The 12,623-nt window shown below is 69.9% G+C and carries 10 protein-coding genes; 6 read left to right on the top strand and 4 right to left on the bottom strand.

Annotated features, from left to right (window positions below; genetic code table 11):
• Window positions 1-9 precede the first annotated feature (9 nt).
• The 3 genes from ACGFNV_RS08600 (at window position 10) to ACGFNV_RS08590 (ending at window position 3,165) form a co-directional block, all read left to right on the top strand.
• Window positions 10-1,245, top strand: coding sequence for a hypothetical protein (locus ACGFNV_RS08600; RefSeq protein ID WP_393621465.1), 1,236 nt, complete (start codon window positions 10-12; stop codon window positions 1,243-1,245).
• A 607-nt stretch (window positions 1,246-1,852) separates the two neighbouring features.
• Complete coding sequence (locus tag ACGFNV_RS08595) at window positions 1,853-2,854, top strand: phosphotransferase family protein (protein WP_393620570.1); 1,002 nt, start codon at window positions 1,853-1,855, stop codon at window positions 2,852-2,854.
• A 5-nt stretch (window positions 2,855-2,859) separates the two neighbouring features.
• Window positions 2,860-3,165, top strand: a complete 306-nt coding sequence (locus tag ACGFNV_RS08590; protein ID WP_393620568.1) for a hypothetical protein — start codon at window positions 2,860-2,862, stop codon at window positions 3,163-3,165.
• Here the strand turns inward: ACGFNV_RS08590 and ACGFNV_RS08585 are convergent.
• Genes ACGFNV_RS08585 through ACGFNV_RS08570 form a run of 4 tightly spaced genes read right to left on the bottom strand, consistent with a single transcriptional unit; the run spans window position 3,146 to window position 6,992 of the window.
• A complete protein-coding gene (locus tag ACGFNV_RS08585; protein WP_393620566.1) occupies window positions 3,146-3,916 on the bottom strand; it encodes a succinate dehydrogenase/fumarate reductase iron-sulfur subunit in 771 nt (256 codons plus the stop codon). The genes ACGFNV_RS08590 and ACGFNV_RS08585 overlap by 20 nt on opposite strands.
• Entirely contained in the window at window positions 3,913-5,844 is a 1,932-nt protein-coding gene (locus tag ACGFNV_RS08580; RefSeq protein ID WP_393620564.1) for a fumarate reductase/succinate dehydrogenase flavoprotein subunit, read from the bottom strand. Before ACGFNV_RS08580 ends, ACGFNV_RS08585 begins: the two co-directional genes overlap by 4 nt.
• Window positions 5,845-5,861: 17 nt before the next feature.
• Window positions 5,862-6,683 carry a hypothetical protein gene (locus tag ACGFNV_RS08575; RefSeq protein ID WP_393620562.1) on the bottom strand — a complete coding sequence of 274 codons (822 nt, stop codon included), beginning with the start codon at window positions 6,681-6,683 and terminating at the stop codon, window positions 5,862-5,864.
• Between the two features lie 18 nt (window positions 6,684-6,701).
• A complete protein-coding gene (locus ACGFNV_RS08570; protein WP_133927286.1) occupies window positions 6,702-6,992 on the bottom strand; it encodes a hypothetical protein in 291 nt (96 codons plus the stop codon).
• Between the two features lie 346 nt (window positions 6,993-7,338).
• Between ACGFNV_RS08570 and ACGFNV_RS08565 the strand changes: the two genes are divergently transcribed.
• From ACGFNV_RS08565 to ACGFNV_RS08555, 3 genes are all read left to right on the top strand, one after another.
• Window positions 7,339-9,372, top strand: coding sequence for an ABC transporter family substrate-binding protein (locus tag ACGFNV_RS08565; protein WP_393620560.1), 2,034 nt, complete (start codon window positions 7,339-7,341; stop codon window positions 9,370-9,372).
• Between the two features lie 138 nt (window positions 9,373-9,510).
• Window positions 9,511-11,418 (top strand): translational GTPase TypA, encoded by a 1,908-nt coding sequence (typA, locus tag ACGFNV_RS08560; protein ID WP_393620558.1) that lies wholly within the window; start codon window positions 9,511-9,513, stop codon window positions 11,416-11,418.
• A 212-nt stretch (window positions 11,419-11,630) separates the two neighbouring features.
• On the top strand, window positions 11,631-12,611 hold the full coding sequence (locus ACGFNV_RS08555) for an ABC transporter permease (protein ID WP_393620556.1): 981 nt from the start codon (window positions 11,631-11,633) through the stop codon (window positions 12,609-12,611).
• Window positions 12,612-12,623: the final 12 nt, after the last annotated feature.

Below are 12,623 nucleotides of genomic sequence, written 5' to 3'. Positions count from 1 at the left end.
GGTGGGGCCGTGCAGCCGGGGCCGCCCGTACCGGACCGAGCCGCGGTCGGTGATGCCGCGGGGGCTTCGCCGGGGTCGACCGCACGCGACAGCGCAGCGGAGGTCGGTGATGCGCACGGAGTGGCAGGCTCCGACGGTGGGGGTGCCCCGCCGGGGCCACCCGCACCCGGCGACGAAAGCAGCACAGGTGGTGCGGGTGGGAAGGGAAGCCGGGGCGAAGCCGAGTCCGAGTCGCGACGACCCCGGCGCCGCCGAGGCAGACGTATCGCCCTCGCCCTCGTCCTGATCCTGCTGCTCCCCCTCCTCGCCTCCCAGCTCGCCCTCCGCCTCAACTACACCGGCGACCCCGCGGAGGGCACGTACACCCGTGGCCGTGACGCGATATGGCTCGGCCACGCCTGGGTCGACGGCCGTAAGAAGGACGCCGACATCACGGCGCTCGCGAGCCGCCTGCGAGGCACCGGCATCCGGGACCTCTACGTCCACGCGGGTCCCCTGGAACACGACGGCACGCTCCCCAGGTCGGCCTACTCGAACGCAGGTTGGTTCATGGACGCCGTACACCGGGAGATACCCGGCGTCCGTGTACAGGCCTGGCTCGGTGACGTCCTCGCCACGGAGACCCCCGACGGCCTGCGCCTGGAGCTCGCGAAGACCAGGGACGCCATCGTGCGGTCCACCCGCGAGATCCTGACCGCCGGCTTCGACGGCGTGCACTTCGACCTGGAGCCCCTCCACTCCGGCGACCGCGACTACCTCACCCTTCTCGACGCCCTGCACCGCGTCACCAGCGCCCAGCACGCGCCCCTGTCCGTCGCCGCCCACCAGATCGACCCCCTCCCCGGCTTCCACTCCTTCTGGGGCACGCTCACGAACCACCCCAAGTGGTGGTCCCAGGAGTACTTCGGCGAGGTCGCCCGCCGCGTCGACCAGATCGCCGTCATGTCGTACGACACGATCCAGCAGTTCGAGAGCACCTACGGCGGCTACGTCGCCCAGCAGACCTCCCTCGCCCTGGAGGTCACCCCGCCCTCCACCGACCTCCTCATGGGCCTGCCCTTCTTCCACGAGAACCGCTTCGGCCACCGGGCGTCCGCCGAAACGGTCCCCGCCGCCGTCCGAGGCGTCCGCCTGGGCCTGTCCCGCACGGACAAGGACCGCCCCCGCTTCGGCGTCGCCCTCTACGTGGACTTCGCGGCGACGGAGGGAGACTGGAAGGCGTACGAGGACGGCTGGGTCCGCTAGGGCCTGTTGCGAAAGTGGCGTCGTCGCCCGAAGGGCGGCCGCGCGGCGTCCGGTGCGTGCTCTCGGCGTGCCGCCTGGAAGCCCTCGTACTGGGCGTACTCGGGCTTCCGGGCGGTGCGGCGAGAGCGCGTGCCGGGCGTCGCGCGGCAGGCGCCACTTTCGCAACAGGCCCTAGGGCCTGTCGTTTGGATCATCCCGGCGTCGCGGGGCTGGCACGCACATCTGCCGCGTTGTCGTCGGTTGCCAACTCCCCCACGCTCGGCTTCGCTCGCGCGGGAGGGACCCCCATCGCGTTGACGCCCTCCTCCGCCTTGCATCTGCACGCACCAGACCCCGCTCGGGTCGGCTGCAAGGCGCCGCGTCTTACAGCCGGCCTGATCCAAACGACAGGCCCTAGTGCTGTGACCGGAAAGGTTCACCGGCTCGCGACGCCCGGCACGGCCCCTCGCCGCGTTGTCGCATCACCCGAGTACATCCAGTACGCGGGTCATGCTCCGCCTTGCGAGGCACCGCACCGGACGCCGCGAGCTTCCGGCAAACCTTTCCGGTCACAGCACTAGGGAAAACCCCCTGCGCCCCGCCCGCCGGGGGTGCGAGCATCGGCCGAATGAGCGCCGCTGCCCGCACCCCGCGCACCCCCCTCACCCGCCACGACCTCGCCCCCCTCACCCGCACCGCCTTCGGCGGAACCCGCACCCTCACCGCCGTCACGCGACTCCGCGGGGGCAGCAAGAAGGGCGTCTACCGCCTCACCCTCGACGACGACTCCACAGCGATCGCCTACGTCTGGTCACCGGACGAGGACTACTGGGACGCCGGCCCCAGCGACCCCCGCGACCCCTTCTCCCACGGCACGGGCCTCGACCTGTTCAACGCGGCACACGACCGCCTGACCGAGGCCGGCGTCCGCACGCCCCGCCTGCTCCACATCGACGCCACGCACACCCGGCTGCCCGCGGACGCGGCGATCGTCGAGGACCTCACCGGCGGCAGCCTGGAGGAGGCACTGCGCCGGGACCCGGACACGGCGGGCCCGGCCCTCGCCCGGTTCGCCGAGACCCTCACCGCGCTGCACGCCCAGGAGGGCCCTGCCTTCGGCAAGGTCGCCCTCGTCGACACCGGCGGGACCTCGTCCGCCGACTCCTGCGAGCAGCGCGTCACGGACGGCGCCCTGCGCGACATCGCGGCGACCGCGGTGCGGGACGCGCGGATCGCCGACGTACGGGACGAACTGGAGGGCCGGGTGCGGGAACTGGCCTCCCGGGTCCGCCCCCGCGCCCGTCACACCCTCATCCACGGCGAACTCGGCCCCGACCACGTCCTGCTGGACGCCGACGGCAACCCCGCGCTGATCGACATCGAGGGCCTGATGTACTTCGACGTCGAGTGGGAGCACGTCTTCCTCCGCATCCGCCTCGGCCCGCACTACGACGCCCTGCGTGCCCCCGGCCTGGACGACGACCGCCTGCGCCTCTACCGCCTCGCCATGCACCTGTCCCTGGTCTCCGGCCCCCTCCGCCTCCTCGACGGCGACTTCCCAAACCCCGGTCCGATGCGGGCCATAGCTGAGTCAAATCTCTTGCGGGTGCTGGAGCTGCTGGAAGGATGACCGGCATGCACGAGGTGTTGGTGACAGCGGGGATAGTGGTGTTGACGGCCGGAGCCGTGACCGGCGCAGCCGCGATCATCACCGGCTGGATTCTCCCCGGGCCGGGGCGCGCCAAGGTGCTCCGGCCCAAGGTGTGGGGGTACGGAACGCTGATCGGTCAGGTCGGGTTCGGCACGTTCCTCTTCCTGGGCCCGCTCCGGGGACCGGACATCCGGAACGCCCCCTTCGCACTGACGGGCATGGCCGTGGCGTTCCTCGGCCTGTACGTACAGCGGCAGGCCACGAAGCCGGCTACGAAGACCTCCTCCTGATCTTCGAGCCCAGCCACACCAGCGGGTCGTACTTGCGGTCCACGGCCCGTTCCTTCAAGGGGATCAGCGCGTTGTCCGTGATCTTGATGCCCTCGGGGCAGACCTCCGTGCAGCACTTGGTGATGTTGCAGTAGCCGAGCCCGTGCTCGTCCTGCGCCGTCTTCTTCCGGTCCAGTCCCTCTTCCGCGGCCGCGTCCAGCGGGTGCATGTCCAGTTCGGCGACCCGCATGAGGAAGCGCGGGCCGGCGAACGCCGTCTTGTTCTCCTCGTGGTCGCGGACGACATGGCAGGTGTCCTGGCACAGGAAGCACTCGATGCACTTGCGGAACTCCTGCGGACGGTCCACGTCCTCCTGGAACATCCGGTACTCGCCGGGCCCGACCCCGGCGGGCGGCACGAACGACGGGACCTCCCGTGCCTTCCGGTAGTTGAAGCCGACGTCCGTCACCAGGTCCCGGACCACCGGGAAGGCGCGCAACGGCGTGACGGTGATCGTCTCGTCCTGGTCGAACACCGACATGCGGGTCATGCACATCAGCCGGGGCCGCCCGTTGATCTCCGCGGAACACGACCCGCACTTGCCGGCCTTGCAGTTCCAGCGGACGGCCAGGTCGGGCGCCTGGGTGGCCTGGAGGCGGTGGATGATGTCCAGGACCACCTCGCCCTCGTTGACGTCGACCTTGAAGTCCTCCAGGCCGCCGCCCCGCGCATCGCCCCGCCACACCTTGAAGCGGGCCTCGTAGCCGCTCATTCGTAGAGCTCCTCTTCGGCGAGGTACTTGACCAGCTCCTCCTTGTCGAAGAGGGCGAGCAGGTCCCGTCGGATGGGTTCGGTGGTCTCCCGTGCGAGGGTGATCTGGCCGCGCACCGGGTCGGTGGCCGCGAGTCCGCCCGTGGGGTCGGTCAGCCGGCACAGGAGGTTGATCCGGCGCCACTCGCGGTCCATCGACGGGTGGTCCTCACGGGTGTGCCCGCCGCGCGACTCCGTGCGCTCCAGTGCGGCCCGTGCCACGCACTCGCTGACCAGGAGCATGTTCCGCAGGTCCAGGGCGAGGTGCCAGCCGGGGTTGAACTGGCGGTGGCCCTCCACACCGGCCCGCCGGGCGCGTACCCGCAGGTCGGCGAGGCGCTCCAGCGCCTCGGCCATCTCGGCCTCGCGGCGGATGATGCCGACCAGGTCGTTCATGGTCTGCTGGAGTTCCTGGTGCAGGGTGTACGGGTTCTCCGGCGGCCCCGCCGACGGTTCCTCGCTCTCCGCGGAGAAGGGCCGCAGGGCCTCCGCGGCGGCGGCGTCCACCTGGACGTCGTCCACCGGCGGCCGGCCGCCCGCGCCCGCCGCGTACTCGGCCGCGTACCGGCCCGCCCGGCGTCCGAACACCAGCAGGTCGGAGAGCGAGTTGCCGCCGAGCCGGTTGGAGCCGTGCATCCCGCCGGCCACCTCACCGGCCGCGAACAGCCCCGGCACCCCGCGCGCGGCGGCCGTGTCGGAGTCGACGGCGATGCCGCCCATCACGTAGTGGCAGGTCGGGCCGACCTCCATCGCCTCGGCGGTGATGTCGACGTCCGCCAGCTCCTTGAACTGGTGGTACATCGAGGGCAGCCGGCGCCGGATCACCTCGGCGGGCATCCGCGTCGACACGTCGAGGAAGACGCCCCCGTGCGGGGAGCCGCGGCCCTCCTTCACCTCGGCGTTGATCGCGCGGGCGACCTCGTCGCGGGGGAGCAGCTCGGGCGGGCGCCGGTTGTGGTCGGGGTCGTCGTACCAGCGGTCGGCCTCGTCCTCGGACTGGGCGTACTTCTCCTTGAAGACGTCCGGGATGTAGTCGAACATGAACCGCTTGCCGTCGGAGTTCCTGAGCACCCCGCCGTCGCCGCGCACCGACTCGGTGACGAGGATGCCCTTCACCGACGGCGGCCAGACCATGCCCGTCGGGTGGAACTGCACGAACTCCATGTTGAGCAGGGGCGCGCCTGCGAGCAGCGCGAGCGCGTGGCCGTCGCCGGTGTACTCCCACGAGTTCGACGTGACCTTGAAGGACTTGCCGATGCCGCCGGTCGCGATCACGACGGAGGGGGCTTCGAGCACGAAGAAACGGCCGCTCTCGCGCTCGTAGGCGAAGACGCCCGAGACCCGGCTTCCGTCTTTCAGGATCCGGGTGACCGTGCACTCCTGGAAGACCTTCAGGCGGGACTCGTAGTCCCCGGTCTCCTTGAAGTCCTCCTGCTGGAGGGAGACGATCTTCTGCTGGAGCGTGCGGATCAGCTCGAGGCCGGTGCGGTCGCCCACGTGGGCCAGGCGCGGGTACTCGTGGCCGCCGAAGTTGCGCTGGGAGATCCGCCCGTCCTTGGTGCGGTCGAAGAGGGCGCCCCAGGTCTCCAGCTCCCAGACCCGGTCGGGGGCCTCCTGCGCGTGCAGCTCGGCCATCCGCCACTGGTTGAGGAACTTGCCGCCGCGCAGGGTGTCGCGGAAGTGGACCTGCCAGTTGTCGTGCTCGTTGACGTTGGCCATCGCCGCCGCGATGCCGCCCTCGGCCATCACCGTGTGGGCCTTGCCGAACAGGGATTTGCAGATCACGGCGGTACGGGCGCCGCGCTCGCGGGCCTCGATGGCGGCGCGCAGGCCCGCGCCACCGGCGCCGACCACGACGACGTCCCACTCCTGACGGTCGACCACGGACATCACAGGGCCCCACTCAGCTAGAAGAAGCGCGGATCGTCGAAGACACCGGACGCGACGAGATAGACGTAGAAGTCGGCGAGCGCCACGCTCACCAGCGACGCCCAGGCGAGCGGCATGTGGCGGGCGTTGAGCTTCCCGACGAACTGCCACATCCGGTAGCGCACGGGGTGCCGCGAGAAGTGTTTGAGCTTGCCGCCGACGATGTGCCGACAGGAGTGGCAGGAGATCGTGTACGCCCAGATCAGCACGATGTTGACCAGGAAGACGAGGGTGCCGAGGCCCATGTGGCCCCACGCGTAGTGCTCGTCGCGGAAGGCCAGCACCGTGTCGTAGGTCAGGATGCCGGCGACGAGGAGCGCGGCGTAGAAGAAGTAGCGGTGGATGTTCTGCAGGACCAGCGGAAAGCGGGTCTCGCCGGTGTACTTCTTGTGCGGCTCGGCGACCGCGCAGGCCGGGGGTGAGGCCCAGAAGCCCCGGTAGTAGGCCTTGCGGTAGTAGTAGCAGGTCAGGCGGAAGCCGAGCGGGAAGATCAGGATGAGGATCGCCGGGGAGATGCCCCACCAGCTGCCGAAGATCTCCCAGTTGGGTCCGGAGCGCATCGTCTCGCAGTTCTCCGCCAGGCAGGGCGAGTAGAACGGCGAGACGTAGGGCGCCGCGTAGTAGTCCGCGTTCGCGAAGGCCCGCCAGGTCGAGTACACGACGAAGGCGAGCAGGCCGGCCGCGGTGGCGGCGGGCGCCAGCCACCAGCGGTCGGTCCGCAGATGCGGGGCGTCGATCGCGGCGCGCGTACGGGACCGTACGCCGCCGCTGTTCACATGTGGTTCCGTACCAGTGGCCAACGCAGGACTCCGGTCGGGTCAGGGGGCGTGGCGGTCGCGGGCGCCCAGACCCTCGTCGTCCGAGTCGACCCACAGGCTGTCGTCGTAGGGGGTGTCCGAGATGGTGACGAGCTCGGGCTTGTGGGGCGAGGCCGGATGGAAGGCCGCCTCGCGCAGCAGCGCCACACTCTCGCGCAGGTGGTTGGCGTCGTTGCGGACGCGGCGGATCTCCAGGCCGCCGCTGCCGAGCTGCTTCTCCAGCCGGCCGACGGACCGGGAGAGGTCGTCGAGGCAGCGCTGGACTGCTGTCAGGTCGTCGTGCACGGACATGACGTGACCTCACTTCCTCGGGCCGTTCGGCCCTGGACGGCGACGTTCATGCGCCTGCGAGTGTTGCGCGTCACACCGACCGATGTGAAGGCGTGTGCAGCGATTGGCGGATTGCGTGCCCTCTGTACACGCCCGTAGGCGCTCTGTGTGCGCCGGGGGCGTGCGTTGCTCCGGACGGGTGGGCTTCCGCGCCCCCGTCGCCGTGTCGCCCTCGGCTGGCGAACCCTTTCCTCTTCAGTGGGGCCGTAGATCTGGGCCGTAGATCTGATCAACTCCAAAATACCGCCAAATGTGATCAGAACGCACCTGTGTCACCGGCGGGAGTCGCTCCCCGGAGGTACCAGAGATGTCCTACGACGGTGTCGGACCACGCGCGGTCACACGCTCGGTGGCCTTCCTCATCACGGGCGCACTCGCGGTGCTCGCACTCGCCGGCTGCGGGGACTCCGAGGACCAGGCGGGCAAGCCGCTGGCCAAGCAGGACGTCGCCGCCGCGGCCCGCGCCAAGATCGCCGACGGCGGCACCCTGCACTGGGCCGTGGACGCCGTGCCGGACACCCTGAACACCTTCCAGGCCGACGCCGACGCCACCACCGGCCGCGTCGCCCAGGCCGTCCTGCCGTCGATGTACCGGATGAACGCGAGTGGGCGGCCGGAGCGCAACGCCGACTACCTGGAGTCGGCCAAGGTGATCGAGACCGAGCCCAAGCAGGTCGTCCTGTACAAGCTCAACCAGCAGGCGGTCTGGAGCGACGGGCGCGAGATCGGCGCCGCCGACTTCGCCGCCCAGTGGCGCGCCCTCTCCGGCAAGGACTCCGCCTACTGGACGGCCCGCAACGCCGGTTACGACCGCATCGAGGGCATCGAGCGCGGCGCCGACGACCTGGAGGTCCGGGTCACCTTCGCCAAGCCCTACGCGGACTGGCGCTCGCTGTTCTCGCCGCTGTACCCGAAGGACGTCATGGGCACCCCGGACTCCTTCAACGACGGCGCCCGCCGCAAGCTGAAGGTCACCGCCGGGCCGTTCATCGTGAAGAAGGTCGACACCAAGCAGGACCAGGTCCGCCTCACCCGCAACCCGCGCTGGTGGGGGAGGACCGCCAAGCTCTCCGAGATCGTGCTGCGCGCCGTACCGCACGACAAGCGCGCCGCCGCCCTGGCCGCCGGCGAGCTCGAGCTGGCCGAGGTCGACCCGGCCGTCGCCCAGCGCGTCCGCAGCGGCGCCGACGGGCTGCGCGGGTTCCAGGTCCGCAAGTCGCTGGAGCCCGCCTACACCCAGCTCGCCCTCAACGGCGCCGAGGGCCCGCTCGCCGACGAGCGGGTCCGGCGGGCGGTGGCCCGCGCCCTGAACCGCAAGGAGCTCGCCGAGGTCGTGCTGAAGCCGCTGGGCCTGCCCGCGGTCCCCGTCGGCAGCCACCTCGCCCTCGCCGGGCAGGCCGCCTACGCCGACAACAGCGGCGCGCTCGGTGGCCAGGACACCGACGAGGCGCGGGCGCTGCTCGCGGACGCCGGCTGGGTGTCGGGCGGACCGATCAAGAAACAGAAGAAGGACGAGGAGGCGGCCGGCCCCAAGGGCAAGAAGTCGGAGAAGAAGAAGGCCGACCAGGACGAGTCCGACGAGGACCGGTCCGAGGACGGCGACGAAGGCACGTACATCGTCGGCGAGGACGACAAGGCGCCGTACGCGGCCACCCGGGACCACACCACCACCCGGGACCACGACGACTCCCACCCGCGCGCTCAGCGGGGCGGCGCCCCCGGCGCGTACGCCCCCAAGGGCACCGCCGCCCCGGCCGGGACCGCCGTCAAGGCGCTGGCCAAGAACGGCAAGCCCCTCACGCTCCGCTTCGTGCTCCCCTCCGGCGCCGGCTCGGAACCCCTGCGGGCCGTCGCCGACCGGGTGACGAGCATGCTGAAACGCGTCGGCATCGGCACCGAGATCACGAAGGTCTCCGACGAGAGCTACTTCAAGGACCACATCGCCTCCGGCCAGTACGACCTGGCCCTGTACTCCTGGCCCTCCTCCGCCTTCCCCGCCACCGACGCCCGCCCCATCTACGCCAAGCCGGTCCCGGCCGCCGACGGCTCGCTGAGCGTCGAGCAGAACTACACCCGCGTCGGCACCGACCAGGTGGACCAACTGTTCGACCAGGCGATCGCCACCCTGGACGAGGACGAGGCGCACGCCCTGATCCGCAAGGCCGACTCCCGCATCTGGGCGGCGGCCGGCTCCATCCCGCTGTACCAGCGGCCCCAGCTCACCGCCGCGTGGAAGAGCGTGGTCAACGCGGGTTCCTTCGGGTTCCGGACGCCCGTCTTCGAGGACATGGGCTTCCTGAAGAAGGGCGAGAAGCTCACGCCGAGCCCCTCGGCGTCCTGAGCCGCGCGGGGCTGCGGAAACCGCTCCTCGCGCGGACACGTACCATGGGGTGAGGCCGTGGCATGTCAAGCCCGGCAGGGCCCGCGTAACACAGACGTACGCGTAGGCCTTCCTCACACTCCGGGAGTACGCCGCAATATGGCCACGCGCCACGACATCCGTAACGTCGCCATCGTCGCCCACGTCGACCACGGCAAGACGACCATCGTCGACGCCATGCTCAAGCAGGCCGGCGCCTTTGCCGCGCACCAGCTCGACTCCGTCGACGACCGCATGATGGACTCGAACGACCTGGAGCGTGAGAAGGGCATCACGATCCTCGCCAAGAACACGGCGGTGAAGTACCACCCGAAGGACGGGGGGGACGTCATCACCATCAACATCATCGACACCCCCGGCCACGCCGACTTCGGCGGCGAGGTCGAGCGCGGTCTGTCGATGGTCGACGGTGTCGTCCTGCTCGTCGACGCCTCCGAGGGCCCGCTGCCGCAGACCCGCTTCGTGCTGCGCAAGGCCCTCCAGCAGCGCCTGCCCGTCATCCTGTGCATCAACAAGACGGACCGTCCGGACTCCCGGATCGACGAGGTCGTCAACGAGACCTACGACCTCTTCCTCGACCTGGACGCCGACGAGGAGCAGATCGAGTTCCCGATCGTCTACGCCTGCGGCCGTGACGGCATCGCCTCGCTGACCAAGCCGGACAACGGCACGGTCCCGGCCGACTCCACCAGCCTGGAGCCGTTCTTCTCCACGATCCTGGAGCACATCCCGGCCCCGACCTACGACGAGGCCGCCCCGCTCCAGGCCCACGTCACCAACCTGGACGCGGACAACTTCCTCGGCCGTATCGCGCTGCTGCGCGTCGAGCAGGGCGAGCTGCGCAAGGGCCAGACGGTCGCGTGGATCAAGCGCGACGGAACGATCAGCAACGTCCGCATCAGCGAGCTGATGATGACCGAGGCGCTCACCCGCAAGCCCGCCGAGAAGGCCGGCCCGGGTGACATCTGCGCCGTCGCCGGCATCCCGGACATCATGATCGGTGAGACCCTCGCCGACACCGAGAACCCGATCCCGCTGCCGCTGATCACGGTCGACGAGCCCGCGATCTCCATGACCATCGGCACCAACACCTCGCCGCTGGTCGGCCGTGGCGGCACCGGCAAGGGCGCCGACGCGAAGGCGGCCGTCAAGGACCGCAAGGTCACCGCCCGCCAGGTCAAGGACCGCCTCGACCGCGAGCTGATCGGTAACGTCTCGCTGCGCGTGCTGGAGACCGAGCGTCCGGACGCCTGGGAGGTCCAGGGCCGTGGTGAGCTGGCGCTCGCCATCCTGGTCGAGACCATGCGCCGGGAGGGCTACGAGCTCACCGTCGGCAAGCCGCAGGTCGTCACCAAGGACGTCGACGGCAAGGTCTACGAGCCGGTCGAGCGCATGACGATCGACGTGCCCGAGGAGCACATGGGCGCGGTCACGCAGCTCATGGGCGTGCGCAAGGGCCGTATGGACAACATGTCCAACCACGGCTCCGGCTGGGTCCGCATGGAGTTCGTCGTCCCCTCCCGCGGTCTGATCGGCTTCCGTACGGAGTTCCTGACCCAGACCCGCGGCACGGGCATCGGCCACTCCATCCACGAGGGCTTCGAGCCCTGGTTCGGCGCGCTGCAGACCCGTAACAACGGCTCGCTGGTCGCCGACCGCGCCGGTGCCGTCACCGCGTTCGCGATGACGAACCTCCAGGAGCGCGGTGTGCTCTTCACGGAGCCGGGCACCGAGGTGTACGAGGGCATGATCGTCGGTGAGAACTCCCGCTCCGACGACATGGACGTCAACATCACCAAGGAGAAGAAGCTCACCAACATGCGGTCGTCCACGGCCGATGTGACGGAGTCGATCGTCCCGCCGCGCAAGCTCTCCCTCGAGCAGTCGCTGGAGTTCTGCCGCGACGACGAGTGCGTCGAGGTCACCCCGGAGGCCGTGCGCATCCGCAAGGTGAACCTGGACGCCCGCGAGCGCGCCCGCGCCGCGAGCCGCGCCAAGCACGGCTGATCCTCGGCCACTTGAGCCCGGGCACCCCCGAGCAGGGGGTGCCCGGGCTTTTCCGTGCCCCGGAGAAGACCTTGGCGCCAGCTGTGACTGAATCGAGATTGGAAGACGACTGGTCGGTAGTTGCCCGATAGCAGATAGTTAGCGGCGTACCACTCCGGGGGAGTCACGCACGTGCCCCGACGTCCACATCCACACGGTGAAATGGGCGAACTGTGACGAGTGCTACGGAAATTGAGGGTGCCGGGCCACCGATCGGCCGGTCTCCCGGCCAGTTGATGTGGATCCGCTTCAAGCGCGACCGCACCGGAGTGATCTCGGCCTACGTGGTCGTCTTCTTCTTCCTGGTCGGGCTGCTCGCTCCGCTGATCGCCAAGCTGTACGGCAAGGACCCGTACACGGTGTACGCCGACGAGCGCCCCGAACTCTTCGACAGCGCGGGTGTGCCGGTGCGGCCCAACGGGGGCATCAGCGGCGAGTTCTGGTTCGGGCTCGAGCCGGGCAACGGCTACGACGTCTTCACCAAGCTCATCTACGGCATCCGCACCTCGCTGATGATCTCGGTCGCGGTCACCCTCGCGACGGTGCTCACCGGCATCCTGCTCGGCGTCACGGCCGGCTATCTCGGCGGCAGGGCCGACTACTTCATCAGCCGGGTCATCGACTTCCTCCTCGCCTTCCCGGCCCAGCTGTTCTTCATCGCCAGCATGCCGGTCGTGGTCTCGCTCTTCGTGAGCCCGAGGGACGAGACCCCGGTCTACGTCCGGGTGGTCGCCCTCATCGCCGTGCAGTGGTTCCTGGGCTGGATGAGCCTCGGACGCATCCTGCGCGGGACCACCCTCGCCCTGCGGGAACGGGAGTTCATCGAGGCGGCAAAGGTCAGCGGGGCCCCGCCCTGGCGGATCATCCGCAGGGAGATCCTGCCGAACGTGGTCACGCCCATCCTCGTGCAGGGCACCTACATGCTCCCCAACTTCGTGACCGCCGAGGCCGGGCTGTCCTTCCTGGGCGTCGGCATCGTCGAACCGACCCCGGACTGGGGACAGATGTTCTCCAAGGCATCCACCGAACTCGTGATGCAGAACGACATCACCTACATGTTCTTCCCCGGCGTCTCGATGATCATCTTCATCGTGGCCTTCAACCTGCTCGGGGACTCGGTCAGGGATGCCTTCGACCCCAAGACGGCTCGATGACACACAGATGGG

The organism is Streptomyces sp. NPDC048751 (assembly GCF_043198595.1).
Taxonomy (GTDB): Bacteria; Actinomycetota; Actinomycetes; order Streptomycetales; family Streptomycetaceae; genus Streptomyces.
This window is presented reverse-complemented; position numbering and strand designations above follow the sequence as displayed.